Source organism: Tunturibacter gelidoferens (assembly GCF_040358255.1).
Taxonomy (GTDB): Bacteria; Acidobacteriota; Terriglobia; order Terriglobales; family Acidobacteriaceae; genus Edaphobacter; species Edaphobacter gelidiferens.
On the sequence record NZ_CP132938.1, the window covers coordinates 1,978,194 to 1,994,314 of the forward strand.

At 55.4% G+C, this 16,121-nt stretch carries 20 protein-coding genes; 10 read left to right on the forward strand and 10 right to left on the reverse strand.

Going from position 1 to position 16,121, the window contains the following annotated elements; all coding sequences use genetic code 11:
- Positions 1–28 precede the first annotated feature (28 nt).
- Together RBB81_RS08800 and RBB81_RS08805 are read left to right on the forward strand one after the other, a co-directional pair.
- Positions 29–610, forward strand: coding sequence for a YceI family protein (locus tag RBB81_RS08800; protein WP_353073416.1), 582 nt, complete (start codon positions 29–31; stop codon positions 608–610).
- Positions 611–796: 186 nt separating this feature from the next.
- A complete protein-coding gene (locus RBB81_RS08805; RefSeq protein WP_179581578.1) occupies positions 797–1,567 on the forward strand; it encodes a hypothetical protein in 771 nt (256 codons plus the stop codon).
- A gap of 57 nt (positions 1,568–1,624) precedes the next feature.
- On the opposite strand, the gene RBB81_RS08810 is transcribed toward RBB81_RS08805, so the two are convergent.
- The 4 genes from RBB81_RS08810 to RBB81_RS08825 all read right to left on the reverse strand — a co-directional run bounded on the left by RBB81_RS08810 (position 1,625) and on the right by RBB81_RS08825 (position 3,463).
- Positions 1,625–1,801 carry a hypothetical protein gene (locus RBB81_RS08810; RefSeq protein WP_179581579.1) on the reverse strand — a complete coding sequence of 59 codons (177 nt, stop codon included), beginning with the start codon at positions 1,799–1,801 and terminating at the stop codon, positions 1,625–1,627.
- A 42-nt stretch (positions 1,802–1,843) separates the two neighbouring features.
- Positions 1,844–2,386 carry a hypothetical protein gene (locus RBB81_RS08815; protein WP_353073417.1) on the reverse strand — a complete coding sequence of 181 codons (543 nt, stop codon included), beginning with the start codon at positions 2,384–2,386 and terminating at the stop codon, positions 1,844–1,846.
- A gap of 156 nt (positions 2,387–2,542) precedes the next feature.
- On the reverse strand, positions 2,543–2,803 hold the full coding sequence (locus tag RBB81_RS08820; RefSeq protein WP_179581581.1) for a GlsB/YeaQ/YmgE family stress response membrane protein: 261 nt from the start codon (positions 2,801–2,803) through the stop codon (positions 2,543–2,545).
- Between the two features lie 318 nt (positions 2,804–3,121).
- Positions 3,122–3,463, reverse strand: a complete 342-nt coding sequence (locus RBB81_RS08825) for a hypothetical protein (RefSeq protein WP_179581582.1) — start codon at positions 3,461–3,463, stop codon at positions 3,122–3,124.
- 136 nt (positions 3,464–3,599) lie between these two features.
- Here RBB81_RS08825 and RBB81_RS08830 point away from each other — a divergent pair, with 136 nt between their 5' ends.
- The 4 genes from RBB81_RS08830 to creD all read left to right on the forward strand — a co-directional run bounded on the left by RBB81_RS08830 (position 3,600) and on the right by creD (position 6,892).
- Positions 3,600–4,334 (forward strand): MgtC/SapB family protein, encoded by a 735-nt coding sequence (locus tag RBB81_RS08830; RefSeq protein ID WP_353073418.1) that lies wholly within the window; start codon positions 3,600–3,602, stop codon positions 4,332–4,334.
- An 82-nt stretch (positions 4,335–4,416) separates the two neighbouring features.
- Complete coding sequence (locus RBB81_RS08835) at positions 4,417–5,031, forward strand: hypothetical protein (RefSeq protein ID WP_353073419.1); 615 nt, start codon at positions 4,417–4,419, stop codon at positions 5,029–5,031.
- Positions 5,021–5,410 carry a transcriptional regulator gene (locus tag RBB81_RS08840; RefSeq protein WP_353073420.1) on the forward strand — a complete coding sequence of 130 codons (390 nt, stop codon included), beginning with the start codon at positions 5,021–5,023 and terminating at the stop codon, positions 5,408–5,410. The genes RBB81_RS08835 and RBB81_RS08840 overlap by 11 nt, the downstream gene beginning before the upstream one ends.
- Positions 5,411–5,536: 126 nt before the next feature.
- Complete coding sequence (gene creD / locus RBB81_RS08845; RefSeq protein ID WP_353073421.1) at positions 5,537–6,892, forward strand: cell envelope integrity protein CreD; 1,356 nt, start codon at positions 5,537–5,539, stop codon at positions 6,890–6,892.
- A gap of 261 nt (positions 6,893–7,153) precedes the next feature.
- Here the strand turns inward: creD and RBB81_RS08850 are convergent, their stop codons facing one another.
- Positions 7,154–7,516 (reverse strand): hypothetical protein, encoded by a 363-nt coding sequence (locus RBB81_RS08850; RefSeq protein ID WP_353073422.1) that lies wholly within the window; start codon positions 7,514–7,516, stop codon positions 7,154–7,156.
- 338 nt (positions 7,517–7,854) lie between these two features.
- On the opposite strand from RBB81_RS08850, the gene RBB81_RS08855 reads away from it, so the two are divergent.
- Positions 7,855–9,120 (forward strand): sensor histidine kinase, encoded by a 1,266-nt coding sequence (locus RBB81_RS08855; protein ID WP_423248056.1) that lies wholly within the window; start codon positions 7,855–7,857, stop codon positions 9,118–9,120.
- Positions 9,121–9,365: 245 nt separating this feature from the next.
- Here RBB81_RS08855 and RBB81_RS08860 read toward each other — a convergent pair whose 3' ends face one another.
- The 3 genes from RBB81_RS08860 to RBB81_RS08870 all read right to left on the reverse strand — a co-directional run bounded on the left by RBB81_RS08860 (position 9,366) and on the right by RBB81_RS08870 (position 11,688).
- A complete protein-coding gene (locus RBB81_RS08860; protein WP_183789741.1) occupies positions 9,366–10,166 on the reverse strand; it encodes an SDR family oxidoreductase in 801 nt (266 codons plus the stop codon).
- A gap of 25 nt (positions 10,167–10,191) precedes the next feature.
- The gene (locus RBB81_RS08865) at positions 10,192–10,596 is read right to left on the reverse strand and encodes a GlcG/HbpS family heme-binding protein (protein ID WP_179581588.1); all 405 of its coding nucleotides are present in this window, start codon (positions 10,594–10,596) and stop codon (positions 10,192–10,194) included.
- Positions 10,597–10,860: 264 nt separating this feature from the next.
- A complete protein-coding gene (locus tag RBB81_RS08870; protein ID WP_353073424.1) occupies positions 10,861–11,688 on the reverse strand; it encodes an AraC family transcriptional regulator in 828 nt (275 codons plus the stop codon).
- An 82-nt stretch (positions 11,689–11,770) separates the two neighbouring features.
- Between RBB81_RS08870 and RBB81_RS08875 the strand changes: the two genes are divergently transcribed.
- Positions 11,771–12,190 (forward strand): VOC family protein, encoded by a 420-nt coding sequence (locus RBB81_RS08875; protein WP_183789736.1) that lies wholly within the window; start codon positions 11,771–11,773, stop codon positions 12,188–12,190.
- 166 nt (positions 12,191–12,356) lie between these two features.
- Here the strand turns inward: RBB81_RS08875 and RBB81_RS08880 are convergent, their stop codons facing one another.
- Positions 12,357–12,887: a hypothetical protein gene (locus RBB81_RS08880; RefSeq protein WP_183789734.1), complete on the reverse strand. Its 531-nt coding sequence runs from the start codon at positions 12,885–12,887 to the stop codon at positions 12,357–12,359.
- 1,064 nt (positions 12,888–13,951) lie between these two features.
- Complete coding sequence (locus RBB81_RS08885) at positions 13,952–15,340, reverse strand: di-heme oxidoredictase family protein (RefSeq protein WP_353073425.1); 1,389 nt, start codon at positions 15,338–15,340, stop codon at positions 13,952–13,954.
- 237 nt (positions 15,341–15,577) lie between these two features.
- Here RBB81_RS08885 and RBB81_RS08890 point away from each other — a divergent pair, with 237 nt between their 5' ends.
- Positions 15,578–15,814, forward strand: a complete 237-nt coding sequence (locus RBB81_RS08890) for a hypothetical protein (RefSeq protein WP_179581592.1) — start codon at positions 15,578–15,580, stop codon at positions 15,812–15,814.
- 51 nt (positions 15,815–15,865) lie between these two features.
- Entirely contained in the window at positions 15,866–16,057 is a 192-nt protein-coding gene (locus RBB81_RS08895; RefSeq protein WP_353073426.1) for a hypothetical protein, read from the forward strand.
- Positions 16,058–16,121: the final 64 nt, after the last annotated feature.

Below are 16,121 nucleotides of genomic sequence, written 5' to 3' on the forward strand. Positions count from 1 at the left end.
CAGCGGGGAAAGTTGACACTCAAGCTCCATGCGACTAGCCCTTCTCACTCTTTTGACGTTTGCCTTGCTGCCGCTGCCCACCCATGCGCAGGTCCCCGTTTTTAAGACAACGCCCGAGGACAGCAGTATCAAGTTTTACGTGAAGGCCTCGGTCGCTCTCGTGGGGGATTTCGACAAGTGGAAGGCGTCTCTGACCTTTTCGTCTCGAGATGTGACTACCGCCGTTCTGGATATCCAAATTCAAGCGGCTACGGTAAATACTGGAAGCGGGATGAAGGATAAGAAGCTGAAGAGTGCGGATTTTTTCGATGTTGAGCAGGCACCCTACATTACATTTCGTTCGACGAAGATTGTGCAGACTGGCCCTGAATCGTTCGACGTGCTGGGAGACTTCTCCATACGAGGTGTCTCGAAATCAGAGACGCTAAAGCTGACGGTTTCAGGCAAGGGGACGGGACGGGGCGTCATCAAAGGGATGATGGCATTTGATCGCAAAGAGTATGGGATGACGAGTGGGATTCCCTTTGTGAAGATCGCAGACCGGGTTGAAGTGGATGTTGATCTGAAGGTAGAACAGGTCAGCGGACCACGGTTGGTCTATAAAGAATAGCCGCTTGCATCGAGCCCTGCTCTGCTTACGGAGAGCCTGCTAGTCCAATGTGATTTTCTGTACTTGACCCTTAGCAGGGTGGCTATGCGGAACCTTGGCGAGGTGGAACTGTTCGCGGACGACGAATCGTGAATGAATGGATGTGGCCGAGTTGGGCGGCCATAGATAGTCGTGACGGAGATTGCGATGTTCAACATTCGTTCGATGTTTTCAGCGGCGCTGCTGGTGGAAGCGGTTTTGCTGGTTGCTTTGCCGGGGCACGGATTGCAACAGGGGCAGGGGAAAGACAGTATGGCTGGGATGGACATGAGCGGCGGCAAGATGGGCGACATGGCTGACATGAAGAGCATGGGGCCCAGCATGGCCGCCATGGCTGGCCACATGAGCATCACGCCGGTGTGGCCAAAGCAGCCTGGCGACGAGGTGAAGGCGCGGGAAGTGGTGGCCGAAGCGAAGGCGACGATGGAGCGGTACAAGGACTACCGGAAGGCTCTGGCGGATGGATACGTCATTGCTAATCCTAAGCTTGAGCAGCCGCAGTATCACTTTAACAATGAGGCCAACGCCCGGGCGTCCGATCTACACTTCGATCCGAGCAAGCCGACTTCGTTGCTTTACCGGCACACTGAGTACAAGCAGTACAGGCTGGAGGGGGTGATGTATACGGCGCGGCCGAACGCAACGGAGGAGGAGCTGAATGAGCGGATTCCGCTCAGTGTGGCGCGGTGGCATGAGCACACCAACTTCTGCGAGGCTCCAGCAGACCGTGTGAAAGACTATCAAGCTGCTCATCCAAAGTTCGGCATGTTTGGATCGATCCACACTAAAGATGCCTGCGAGGCTGAGGGCGGAATCTTCCATCCTTATATGTTCACCTGGATGATTCACGTCTTTCCGTATGAGGACGACTTCAAAGATGTCTTCTCGATGAATGACGATGTGGCTCATGTGCATTGATCGAGTCTGGAACCAATAATGAGACCAATGATGATTGTTCTTCAGGCGGTGTGAGTGCTATTCGTTGGCGATCATCTCGCGAACGTCTGCCAGGTGCTGCTTGAGCTGGGAGATCTTGTGGGGCCAGGAGCCTTCGGGGTCGGGATAGGGCTCCCCAGCGGCGTATCTGCGTTCGGCCTCGGCGAGGCCCTGGGTGATGTGGGCCAGGCGGTCCTGTAGGGTGGGGCCATTCATGATGAGAAGCCTATCACTTTGACTGACTGAATATGGGAGGGTCTATCTGGAGAGGACCAGGGATTTGAGGTGGCTTCCGTCGTAGTAGAACTGGTTTGCGGGGCCCACTAGTTTTTCGTAGACGAACGATTCCCGCGAGATGGTCACTTTTTTGGAGCCGTATAGGTCCTGGTAGCCACCGGGGCGGAGTTTCCAGACGACCATTGGGGCTGGGATCTGGGTGGGAGGGACGACGGCTATGGTGATGGGGTTGTCCTTCTTGAGGTAGACGAGAGTGAGCTTTTCGAGCTGGTTGTTCTGCTCGCTTCCCTGCGTGGGGTCACGCTGGATGAGTGCCACGAGGTAGGAGGTCTTGCCTTTGGGGTAGAAGTTTCCGGAGGTTACTCCAGGGCATTCGCCGGGATGATTGCCCTTCCATCTTTGAGGGTCGGTGCCTGCGAGGTCCTGCGGCTGCAGGATGGTCCAGTTGTCCTGCTCGACCGCGGAACGGATGGATGCGGGGAGGTTGTTCAGGCAGTCCTCTGCATGAACGTGCGCTGCGAAGGAGATATTGATTGCGAGGAGGATGCCTTTCCATTGGCTCATGGTATTAGCTTCGTATGCCATGAGGGGTTTAGCGATACGACCTTTAGGGGAGTGAGACGATTGCGCGCGCTTCGAACGAATGCCCACATCTCCGGATTGAGAAGTGGGCACGCGGGTAGATGGGATGCTTTGGAAGTATCCGTTCGAACAGTTGGCTTATAAGTTTCGAGCTCTGTTGCCCGTGACGAGGCGAAGGAGCAAGGTGAGAAGGACTGCGCCGACGATGGCGACGATGACAGTGTAGATAAGGCCGCCGGATCCTGAATAGCCGAGCTTCTGCATGATGAAGCCGCCTACGATGGCTCCGATGATGCCGATGACGATGTCGCCAATTGCGCCATAGCCGCTGCCCTTCATGAGCTTTCCGGTGAGGAAACCAGCGATGAGGCCAACAATGATCCACCAGATGATAAACATTTCGTACTCTCCTGAGAGTTGAGATAGGGGCCCGCGCAGCTGTTTTGGAGTGGCGTTCGGATCGATACCTGCAGCTCACATCCGGGGGTGCAATCTATCAGAGGGCATTTGCGTCCTCGCGAGTTGTTTGTATTCAGTATTTTGTGTCTAGATTCGGTTAAATTTCAGGGAAGGTTGTCAGTATAGGGGGCCAGGGAAACCGCTCGCCAGACGTAGCGCATGAGGGCGCTCTGGTCGAGGCGCTCGAAAAGTTACGATACGTCGTGGTAGACCTCCATAGATGCAGATCAGGATGGGCCGTTGAGATCTGGGTATTTTTTAAGGGGCTGGAGAGATTTCGGCGCGGACGATCTTGCAGTCTACTTTTTTGTTGTCTGGGGTTTTGATATTGGCTTTGTTTTTGTCGATCTCGTAGTGGATGGGCCCGCCTACGACGAAGTCGGTGGCATTCATGGAATGGCTGGGGTCGGTGCGGCAGGTGTAGGTCTTTCCCTGGGCGTCGAAGGAGAGGTCATAGCCTTGATGCTTATGCTCCTTGTCCTTGGTGCCGTAGGGTTGGGAGTCTTTGAGGGTGGAGTCTCCCTTGATTTTGTCAGCGAAGGATGGGAGTGTTGTGAGGGCGGCGATCGCGAGGATCGCAGTTGAAGCTGCTTTTCGCATGGTTCACCTCACGGCAATTGTAACCGTGGGGAAGCGCGCAGGCGGTTGGTATTTTGCGAGATCGGCCACCAATCACTGTACGCGCTTCCGCCGGGTGAATGTGCGACGCTATACGGGAGAGGCCAATAGGTAATCTATGATGAATCCCTGGCTCCATTGGTGGACGGATTCGACGTCAATCCTGGAACAGCCGACGTTTCCACGTCTAATGGTGGCGTTAATTCTGGGCGCCTGCATTGGAGCGGAACGACAGTGGCGTCAGCGTGCGGCTGGTTTGCGGACCAATACGCTGGTCTGCTTTGGATCCGCGGCTTTCGTCGATCTGGGGTTGACGATCGCTCCGGGAACGACACAGGTGATCGCATATGTAGTTTCCGGCGTGGGCTTTTTGGGTGCGGGGGCGATCATGAAAGACGGCGGAAATGTGCGTGGATTGAATACTGCCGCCACGCTATGGTGTTCGGCCGCCGTAGGTGCATGTGCGGGTGCGGGTGAATTGCTCGATGCGGTGTTTGTGGCGGCTCTGCTAATAGCAATTAATTCGGTGTTGCGTCCGCTCTCCCGCTATATCGATCAACGGTCTTTGTCGGTGTTGGAGACTCACACGTTTTATCGATTGAGGCTCTTCTGCGAGACGGAGCATCAGGGGGAGGCTCTGTATCAATTGACCCGCGAGATCGCTGCGCGCTCGCTGGTACTGCGAAAGACACTCTCGGAGAAGGTTGAAGATACGGAAAACTCAGTGATCCAGGTCATTCTCGAATCGCAGACGCATGACGCCACTCTTCTGGACGAAATTGTTGAAGAGCTGCGGACATTTCCTTGGACCCAATCGGTGGAATGGACCGAGACTGGTAGCGAGGCAGAGTAGATCCGAGTTTGCGCGGGAATGCCCCAGCAATTGACACGCACCTTGTCATCTGGTCTACTTTGCGATGTAAAGTGAAATCCCTATGAGTGATCTCCATAAGGCGCTTGGTGACATCAGCAACATACGCAGGCAGATGGCCCAAAGTACGCAGTTTCGGGGTTATGGGCCTGCAACGCTCGCAGCTACGGGAGTAATCGCACTTCTGGCGGCGTCAATGCAATCGGTGTTGCTGCCGGACCCGGCCAACCACGTCTCGGCATACGCGGGTATCTGGATCTCCACTGCTGTGCTATCAGCTGCATTGACCGGAGTGCAGATGTATGCCCGAACCCGCCGCATGCATTCTGGTCTGTCCGATGAGATGATCTGTATGGCGGTCGAACAGTTCCTCCCTGCAGTTGGCGCGGGAGTACTGGTCACCATTGCTCTCGTACGCTTTGTCCCTGCAGTCGTCTGGATGCTTCCCGGACTCTGGCAGGTGATCTTCAGCCTGGGCATCTTTTCGTCCTGTCGTTTTCTACCGCGCCCAATGATCGCCGCAGGGGCCTGGTACCTGCTCACGGGGCTGGTCTGCATTTCTTTCGGAGATAGCCGCGCACTTGCTCCGTGGACCATGGGTCTTGCCTATGGAGCGGGGCAGTGGCTGGTGGCCGGCATTCTGTTCGTTGCCACACCGGAGGGTGCGGATGAAAACTAAAGCTTCATCGAGCGAAGGGCGCTTCGCCTATGAAGGCCTTGATCGAGTGATTCATGAGCGAGCCCGTCTCAGCGTTCTGACGTCTCTGATTACAAATCCCAAGGGCCTGATCTTCAATGATTTGAAGCAGCTTTGCTCGCTGACCGACGGCAATCTGAGTCGGCATCTGCGAGTTCTGGAGACAGAAGGGATGGTTGAGATTGTGAAAGGCCATGACCACAACCGTCCACAAACCATCTGCCGCATCACGCCTGAAGGCCGACAGCGTTATCTTGAATACCTTTCGACGCTCGAACGTGTAGTGAAGGACGCGGCGAAGGGAAGCAAACAAGAGGCTTCCCCCAACCAGTTGCGCGGTCTGACTCCTTCCAAGGCCTAAACCTTTTTTTCGGAGGTTACTTTACGATGCAAAGTATCCTAGCTACAACCATTCACTTTGCATTGCAAAGTTGATTCACGAACATATTGACGCATTGAAGACACACGGATTTCCAAAGGAGATGAGATGAACCTCAAGTTGGCGTTGAAGCTGCTGGTCATTGGTGTGGTGACGGGTGCGATCTTGATTGCCTTGGCGATGGTGAATGGTACGATCACCGATCGACAGAAATACCGGGATGATGCGGTGAAGAGTATCGAGGCGAGCTATGCAGGGCCGCAGACGGTGATCGGGCCTGTACTGGTTAGGCCGTATACACAGACGACCGTGACGATGGAGGATGGTGAGAAGGGAGTCAAGAAGAGAGTGGAGCATGTCACTACGCTGACGGCAACGTCGTTTCCCCATGTGCTGGACGTACGCGGAAGGTTGACGCCGACGGAGCGACGGCATGGGCTGTATATGGTCACGGTATATGAGTTTGCAGGGCATCTGAAGGGGACGGTGGAGATCGCACAGCCGCAGACGACGGGAACCGTAGAGTGGGGTGAGCCATACCTCGCGATGTCCGTTGAGGACGTGCGCGGGATTGTGGGTACGCCGACGGTAGTGGTCAATGGGACGCCACAGACGATGCTCCAAGGAGCTGAGTCAACAATGGGTTGGCAGCGGAATCTACGGGTGCCTCTGCGCGGCATGAAGGAGCTGAATGGGCATTTGGAGTTTGCGATCGACATAGATCTGGCAGGGACGGAACAGCTGAGCGTGGCACCGGTTGGCGATTCGAATCATGTGGAACTGAGTTCGACGTGGCGTTCTCCATTATTTGCCGGGCGCTTTCTGCCGCGGACACGAGAGGTGGGCGAAAACGGGTTTTCGGCGGCGTGGGATGTTTCTTCGTTGGCGACAGGAACGCAGGTTCAGATGGAGTCGAACCCGGTGAAGCCGATCGATCTGATGAATGTGAGTCTGTTGACGCCGATTGATCCGTACAAATTAAGCGATCGGGCGACGAAGTATGGAATTTTATTTGTGGTGCTAACGTTCGGCGGGTTTTTCCTGTTCGAGATGATGAAAGAGCTGCCGATTCACCCGGTGCAGTATCTGCTGGTTGGGTTTGGGCTAGCGATCTTCTTTTTGCTGCTGGTCAGCTTCTCGGAACATATGGCGTTTGCGTTGTCCTACCTGATTGCCAGCGCGGCTTGTATCGGGTTGCTGACGTTCTATCTGTCGTATGTCCTGCGAAGCGTGACGCGTGGGGTCGGCTTTGGAGCGATACTGACGGCCCTTTATGCGGCAGTCTACGGACTGCTCATCAGCGAGGACAACGCGCTCATCCTGGGATCTCTGATGTTGTTCGCAGTGCTGGCCGTTGTGATGGTGGTGACGCGGAAGGTGGATTGGTACAAAGGTGGATCGGATTTGATGAAGGCCGCCGTGGCACCACCACCACCGCGTCCGACGCAAGGGTTGGGACTGTAGAGTCAAAAACGAATGGGCCTTAGCGGCAGGGGGAGTAATTCAGCTTGAGACCACGATATGAGCAGTCCAACGAGATACAGACAGACTTTGGAAAGGAATTTTAGTCCCTGGCGTGTAACCATCTCCGAGCGATTCGATTCTGGCTGGTCCTTTTTATGGCAGGTCTGTTTCTCAGCGGAGTCACGGCCTTTCCGTTACAAACCGAACTCCGTTGGCTATTGTCTATTCTCGAGACCCCGCCCGTACGACGAATCGCTGAAACTACTCATCTGCTCCCTTGGATCGCTCGCGTGCACCACGCTCTCTCCGAAACAATACGCAGTATCCATTCCTTGCATATGGGACGGACTGGTCACGTTCGTTGGCAGGGGCTTTCTCTCGTCGGTGGACTAGCGCACTGGTGTCTTCGAGCATTTCTTCAAGCCTAGTCAGCGTCCAGGCTTCCTCGCTGGTGATCTGGTTGCTAACCGTCATCCGCAAGGCGGATACGAGTCGATCAAGGTATGTGAGGACAGGGTTATCCAGATGATCGAAGTCACCAAATTGCTCTGTCTGACGAAGGCCGGCTTTAGAACCCGTGAACTCTGACCACTTGGCGATGAGATTCGCTCGCGCTTCGGCCATTTGAGCTGCTTCGAGAATGACAATCAGGTGTTCGAATAGGTGTAGGAAGTTTTCTCACTCGGCAACCTGGATCGTTTTTGACTTTCGATTCTCTCCAATCCGATCGTAAGATTTTCCTGAGACTGGACGAGCCGCCCACGAAAGGCGATTTTCTCTCTGATATGTTGTTAGGCAGCAGCTTTTTCCTCTTATAGGGAGATTGCACGCCCGTGATAGCACGTGATCTTATCGATCGGCCGGCGGAGCACAGAACTCTGAGCGCAGCGTCCCGGACCGAGCTGGAGTGGCTGGCAGCGCATGGGTCCATTCGAAATCTGAATACTGGAGACGCGTTAAGTATGAAGGGCCACCCGGTGGAGGGCCTTTACATCATTCTTTCCGGACGACTGGTTGTGTTTGTCGATCGTGGCGACGGGCCGAGCAAATTTATTGAGTGGCGTGAAGGAGATGTCACGGGTATGTTGCCGTATTCGCGGATGGTGACTCCGCCCGGAGATGTGCGTGCCCTGGAACCTGTGGAGGTTTTCGCGATACCCCGCGAGCATCTCAGGTCGATAACGCGAGAATGTTACGAAGTCACTGCGATTTTGGTGCATAGGATGCTTGATCGCGCCCGGCTTTTTACCTCAAGTGAGCTGCAAAACGAAAAGATGATCTCGCTGGGCAAACTCTCGGCGGGTTTGGCGCACGAACTCAATAATCCTGCCTCGGCGATCGAGCGTTGCGCGGCGATGCTTGAGGATCGTCTGAAAGACTCCGAAGAGGCCACGCGCGATCTGGCTGCGGAGACGCTGAACGATGAGCAGATTGCCGCTGTGGAGGCGGTTCGCAGGTCCTGCATCGCGAAACAGGGCCGTGAGGTGCGCTCTCCGCTGGAACAGTCTGATCACGAAGAGGCGATTGAAGAGTGGCTTGCCGGGCACGGACTGGACACGTCGAACGCACAGATGCTCGCCGATACCGAGGTGACATTTGAGGCGCTGGAGCTGCTGGCTGCTGGGGTGGAGCGACCGGCATTGAACGCGGTGTTGCGGTGGGCCGGTGCCGACTGTGCGGTGCGGCATCTGACTTCGAAGATTCAGCATTCGGCAACGCGCATCTCTAGCCTGGTGAATGCGGTGAAGGGATTTACCCACATGGACCAGGCGAACGTGGCGGACCCGGTGGATCTGGGGTCATGCCTGGCGAACACAGTGGCGGTACTTCAGTCGAAGGCGCATGAGAAGTCGGTGAATGTAACGCTGGAGTTGGAGGCCGAACTACCAAAGGTCCGTGGCTTCGCTGCTGAATTGAATCAAGTATGGGGAAATCTGATCGACAACGCCTTAGACGCCGCGGTCAATGGAGGCCACGTGCAGGTGCTTGCGAATCGAGAGAACCAAAGTGTTGTGGTGCGAATCCTCGATGACGGCGCCGGCGTTCCGGCCGAGATCCGCGACCGAATCTTCGATCCATTCTTCACCACCAAACCAATGGGACAAGGAATTGGCCTCGGGCTCGACATCGCCCGGCGCCTCGTGCGTCACAACGACGGCGCGATCACTTTCGAATCGCAACCGGGCCGGACGGAGTTTCGGGTAACGCTGCCGATCGCAGAAATCTAGCGGGAGTTGTACGACAACTGGACCTTCACGTCATTTTGGATGACGGGCGGATGGCCGGCAATTCGGAAGTTACGTGGACCTCGTCGCAGTCAAACCCCCGAACACCGACTGGCCGCGGAACAGTGTCGCCCTTGATGAGAAGGGCTTTATCCCTTAGTTGGTAGATCGAAGCGGCGCAGACTCCCATGCGCATACCGCGAACGATGACGAAAGCTCGATCGTCATCGTTCGCCAATAGTTGCCTGTTAGATAGTGCGATCGAAAAGTTGCTGCTGGTAGCTCTTGACCCAGTCTTCCGACGAAGGAGGAAAAATGTTGAGAAACTTCCCCTCGCGAGAAGGGATCACTTCAACCATCTTTGCGATCATGTCTTTTGGATCGAGTCTCCCTTCTGGTTTCCCTAGCAGCCCGTCGACGATTTTCTTGAAGGCTTCGCGCTTGATAAAGTTGACGTCATCGCTCATCCAACGTAGACCCGCTTCAACCACAGTTTCGTTGAAACCGGTAAGGTACGGTCCGGGATTGATCGTTTGGACCTGAATTCCGAAGGGTTTCAGCTCCTCGTACATCGCTTCAGCGATAGATTGCACGGCATGCTTGCTCGCGGCATATGCGGGAATTGGTGGGACCGTGAGAAGTCCGACGGCTGAGGAGACGAATACCACCTTTCCATGAATGCCTGCGGCTACCCAACTCCTCACCACGCGCTGTGTAAAATCCAAAGCCGCGAAGACGTTTGTTTCAAAGTTCTTGCGCACCAGCTCGACGGGAATCTCAGACATCGGTCCTCCCTCGCCGATGCCGGCGTTATTCACCAAAATGTCAAACTTCAATTTCAGCGCGTGTGCGACATCATAAGTGTCGAGCAGGTCGAGCTTCTCGACCCTTAGTGTTTTGAGGCCGAGTGAGCCAGCTTTTTCACGCAGAGCTGTAACTTGTGGCCAGGTCTGAACAGCTGCTATTACGTTGTGCCCTTTTTGCGCTAGTCCGAGAGCGGTCCCTTCGCCAAATCCTGAACCTGCTCCCGTGATCAATATTTCCTTCATGTGAGTTACCTCTCCTCTCTTTTAGCTAGCCTTTCAATGCTGATTGACCGCTTTGAGCGACTGCATAATCTTGAGCCACCTGCCCCCCGGACACGCCGATGCTACCGATCATTTGTCCATCGACGTCCTTAAGGGGGATTCCACCGGCAAATGTTACAAGGTGGCCATTGGTGAGCTCAATTCCATGCGCATCTGCCCCTGCTTTGCTGTAGTTATCAAGGACCTGCGTCTCCATTTCGAACAGAGCGGATGTCTTCGCTTTCTTAATGGCCACATCGATCACTCCAAGCCATGCTCCATCCATACGATGAAATGTTTTCAAGTGGCCTCCCGAATCAAGGATTGCGATGCAAACTGAAACTCCTAGTTCGCGAGCCTTCAGTATGGAAGCCTTCAAGACGCGCTCCGCTTGCTCCGTCGTAATTTGCATGCCCTTTGCTCCTTTGGGGTCAACTAGACGACTCGGCGACCATAATATCAAGGGCGGTATCCCTGGAAGCTTCAAATGTCCATGGAACCAGAATGCAGCGTCAGGATTGCTAGAGCAGTTTGAACTGTTTCCAATGTCGCTGCTTGATGCTTACCGGCTGGTGGCATTGGTAACGCGTGGATTGTCGGTCAACAAGAAGTGGTCCGATTCCTTCCGGTTTGCCCGTGATCCAGGCCAATCTTTTTTTAGACACAGAAGTTATCATCACTGCTTGCCAGAGCGTTGGGGCGCTGAGGGCGGCTTGTGTGTGGTTGGTGGATCATTGGCTAGGGTTTCCAATGCTAACATCCACGCCTTTGGAGTTGTTCCAAATGTCCGGCGGAACATTTCGACAAAGGCGCTCGGCTGACAATAACCGACCTTGTGGGCTACTTCCTTGATCGAATATCCCGAAACCAATAGCTCCACGGCTTTGGTCAATCGGACCTGTCGTCGCCACGATTCAAAGTCGATGCCGATCTCCTTACGAAACACCCTCTGGATCGTTCTGACACTGACACCTGCCTCGGAACATAGATCCGCCATCGCCATCGACTCAGCCGGTTTCCGCAAGACTGCCTGAGCCACAGCAAATGCTCTCGCGTCTCGTGGCAGCGTCACAAAGGTGGGCACCGGGGAGGCCTTCTGAATCTGAGAAATAAGCAGGTCGCGAAGAGCGCACTCGTAGCGATTCCGCACACGAAGCTGACTGACGCGTACGGTTTCCACGATAAGTTCTCGTAGCAGCGGAGTCACGTGCAGCACGGCGCACCGCGGATCCAATCTCGCGGTCAGGCCTGTTCGCAGATAAAGCGTGCGCATCGAAACAGGTCCAGGCATGTGAATCCGATGGTGGGTTCTGGCTGGAATCCACAACGCAAAATGCGGCGGGATCAACCACATGCTCTGATCGGAAGATATTTCCATGAGGCCACTGATTGCGTAGATCAGTTGATCCGACCCATGTGCGTGTTCTAACACCTCAAACCTGGAAGGGTATTCATAGGCGAGCGTCGCAACAGAAATGCCGCGCTTCGGGTCGTATTCCGTCAAAAGCGTACTCTGTCGCAATAGAGATATATTATGACGTAAGGGCACTCTTGCGACAACCGATGAAGAAGCTCATCATGGTCGCATGTCACAACCGTTCGGACTCGGCAAGTACAATATCATCGGATTCGTCTCCATCGTAGACGTATCCCGCGCAAGAGCTTTCTATCGGGACACGCTTGGCCTGCGGCTGGTGATAGAAGAACCGCCGTTCGCGTTGGTCTTTGACGCCAACGGCATCATGCTTCGACTTGGGATGGCTAACGAGATTGCGCCAGCGCATGGCACGGTCTTGGGTTGGCAAGTCCCGGAGATCAGCGCAACCGTCAAAAACTTGGGGCAAGCTGGAGTCCAATTCGAGCGCTATGGGGGTATGGATCAGGATGAGTTGGGTGTCTGGACTTCACCTACCGGCGCTAAGGTCGCCTGGTTCAAAGACCCAGACGGAAATATTCTGAGCATCTCAGAACATCCTGAGTTGAAGATCGGAACACAAGACCTCTGATTCGATTCCTACTGTGCCGGTAAGTTCCGGATCGTCGGCTAACCGGAAGCTAAATCGAGCATACAGGGGTCAACTGTTGCGAAATCGCCTTCTTACTCAATGTGCGAAAGGTCCTATTCTCACCAACTGAAACTCAGTTTTCGGGTAGCCGGTCACTCGGCACGAATCACCTACAGAGAGAAACCCAAGCGACAAGCACAGCGAATTTTTCGTTTTGTGACCAAGGAAAACCAAGCGGGTGGCCTAGATCGGCGAGACGACGGGCAACCTCATCAGGTTGCAGGCGAAGAGCATGCACGGCCCGTTCGAGCAGGTCGCTCTCTTTCGCAGTGAACGTCTCGACGCCGCACCGCTTGCTTGCGTGGAGCAGTGCTTCGCGGAAAATTTCCCCGTCAGCAGCGTGAATCAGCGCATGAGACGCCAGGATTTGAGCGAGACCCGGAAGCGGCCTTCCGGAAGCTAGAAGAAGACTGCAGCGCTTGAGTTCATAGCCTTGCTTCTGAAGGTTTACCAGTACAGACTGGATGGCTCGATATGCGAGATGTCTTGCTTCGGCGCGCACGCCCGAGATGAAGCCGCGGGCCTCGGCGTGAGGGCGCTCACGCAGAAGTACCTGCGGAAAGCCGTCTTCAAGCGATATCGCGACAAGAGCGGTCCATCCGAAATGGGCTCGAAAACCAAGGACGGCGTGCTTCATAAAACTCCCGCTAGACCAATCCGAGTACGCGGCGAAAATAACACGAAGGACTCACAACAACAAAGGACAGACCACTTGATGGAAAATCGCCAATTAGCGATTTGAGACCGCGCATCCTGGAAACGTGGTTACCTGGCGGATCGAGCCACAGCGCCTCCATCACGATCTCCAGCAACTCAAGCCAATACCTCAACTCACTAACAACCAGTAAAAGTGGCGAAGTTGATATTGAGACCCTACCCTATGGGATCTATCTCTTACGCGCAGAGAGCCAGGGCTTCACGGCAACCACCGAAACAATCGAAGTAAGATCCGCAGTCCCCGCCGAGCACACCATCAAGCTCACCATTGCCCCGGTCAACACATCGGTACAGGTCAACGCCTCCGCACCGCTGATCGATCCCTATCGTCCCTCATCCGTCATGCAGATCGGCTCGCAGCAGATACAGGACCGCGAAACCTCCCTGCCCGGCAGGGTCCATCCAGGACCTGGTCGACACCCAACCCGGCTGGCTCTACGAGGGCAACGCCGTCCTCCATCCGCGCGGCTCCGAGTACCAGACCCAGTTCGTCATCGACGGCATCCCCCTCACAAATTTCTAGACGTAGGAAGCCGGATGATTTGCTAGAAAGTGGCCCGGAGTTGAGGATCAAGGATTACTATGACGAGCCGTACAGCGATTAGGGGCAAATAATCATGCGTGAATGCTGGTTTTGCGGACTTCTCGTAAAGGGTCTGTACACTTGCATCAGCTTGATTTGCCCAATAAAACCGAGGTTTCTTCGTTGATCTCAACAAAGCAAACCAATACAAGAGGTTGGAAGACGCTGCCAGGTAGCAGAACACAAAGTGCGTCTGCGTTCGGGGAATTTATTGACGCAGAGCGTTGAGCCCCTCAGTGATTAGCGCCGGGTAGTCGGCAACTCTTCCATAACGTTCCGGCGACTCAGCGATTTGGTTCGATTCCGATGCGATCCTTGACCGCCGACCGAATCCGCTGCTTGCAGCCAAGCGACGAGCTTTGAGTGCACGGCTGGCAACGGGGTTGAGAGTGCTGTTCTTGCTAGAGCGAGCGCAGGAAATCGATGATCTCCTGCTGCTCCTGAGTGCTTAGTTTATTGAAGCGTTCGATGACCTTGTTTGCTTCGCTGCCACGGCTTTGGTGCGCTCTGATGGCGTCTACCAAGTTGGTGGTCCGTCCATCATTCAAGAAGAAGACACGTTGGCCGACGCCCCACAGGGGGGCTGTTCGGAACTCGTCAGGGCCGGCACCGCCTTGCGTGATGCCATCGGCGAGACCTTCGCCCATGTGGTGGACGAGGAGGTCGGAGAAAAGATTCGCGGTCTGATTGGAGAGCGCGGCGCTCGGGACTTTAGAGGAGCCGCTCGCGATCATTGTGCCGGTGGTGAACGAGGGGGTGTGGCATTGGGCGCATCCTATCTGCCCAAACGTGTTGCGTCCCTTTTCGCTGGACGGGGTGGCGGGAGCCGGTGTGGGCGGGGCCAGCATCCGCATGAAGTTGGCAAACGCTTCGATGTCTGAGAGGGCTGCGGTGTTTGAATTGCCGGTGGTCGGGGATCCGGTGGTAGGCGAAGCAGTCGTAAAGTTGAGCGTGTCCTCGGGAGTGGCGATGAAGCGACAGCCGGGCGTCTCGTCGCGCTCTTGCGGGAAGAGCTGGTTCGAGATTCCCATCTCGACGTTGTAGGCCTCGCCCGCGAACATGAGGAGGGATTTGTTCTGCGCCTTCCAGCCGAAACGGGTGATGGTGCCATCGTTTGCACTGAGGTTCACATTTCCGCTCAGGTGTGCATTCGCATGGCCGGAGATACCCAGGGACGACTTCGTGGTTGCATCGGACGCCAGATTGGCAAGAATGGCTGAGTCGGGGATCGATTCTATGAGCCCTGCGCCAAAGAGGGGAGTCGGGATTCGGAAGATTATATTCCGATTGCCATGCTGGCCAGTGAGCGGATCTCCCGCGGGCAGGAAGTCGGGTTGCGCGATGGTGCAACCGGGGGCGTCGGTTCGCCCGGTGATCACGAAGTCATCGTGCACCTCGCCGTCGCTGGCTCCGCTGGGGCTCCGTTTGAATCGCGCTTCGCGGACAGGACCGTTTTGCGTGATGAACCAGGGCACGGTGTTCTTCGCGCCATTCAAGGTGGCAACTGCCAGCAGGGGATTTTGCGAAGGGCTCGATCCACCTGCAGTCGGCTGCGCGTGGCAGGAGAGACACTGGTTTGAGTTGAAGCGGGGCCCGAGGCCGTTGTTCGCGCCTTTGCTCACGGCCTCGACTTGAGCGAACCTCGTCATTCCATCCTGGAAGAACGCAGCTTCATCCGCAGTAAGGCCCTTGAGCGGATCGCCGGCACCGGCCACGCCACCGCGCACGCCGGGGTCTACCGGGCCTGCTTTGGTTTGAGCCGATGTATACGCACATGTGGCCAAGGCCACAGCAACGATTCGGCCGAAACTCTTGAGTGCAATGCTCCGGAGTATTATCAGCACGTTATCTATCCCTCGCTGACTCAGGAATGCCGGTAATTGTACATCGATCAACATCTCTAAAATTCCAGTTTGCAAAAATGTCTTTTGTGACTAGTCTGTTACGGACGTGAGGGGCACCCATGGCGGGATCTTCTTGATTGGGGAAGAAATCAACAATCGAATAGGTAGTCAAAATATTGATATTTGCTCAGGCCCGAGGGAGAGGCGAAGACCGATTCGGACAATGAGAGACTACTCGCAGCGCTGGAGGCCAACTGGCAGGCGGAGATGGAAGGCCATTACACCTACTCGGCGCTGGCCAAAGGAGAGACTAAATCCACAGCGGCGGAACGCTTCACGTGTCTGGCCGCTGCAGAAAAGCATCATGCCGGCCTTTGGGCTGAACGCATTCTGGAACTCGGTGGACAAGTGCCCAAGTAAACGGGGAGTGAATCTGGACAGGCCGAATCCTTGGCGACACGGATAGGCGGAGTGAACCTCGCCCTGCGCCAGGCGCTCGGCGATGAACCAAGCGTCGCGATTCTCAAGGAAGTGATCGCTGATGAACGAGAGCACTATCAAACCTTGGGAAATCTCATTTCCTTCCTGGACCTCAATCGCGACGGACGCAGCAGGCAGATCAGTAGCATGGGCCACGGCGACCACGATCACGATCACGACTAACGCTGGGCCCTGCATCTGCTAGTTGTGATAAGTCCTGTCAAGGATGTTCGCGTTCATGGTTGAA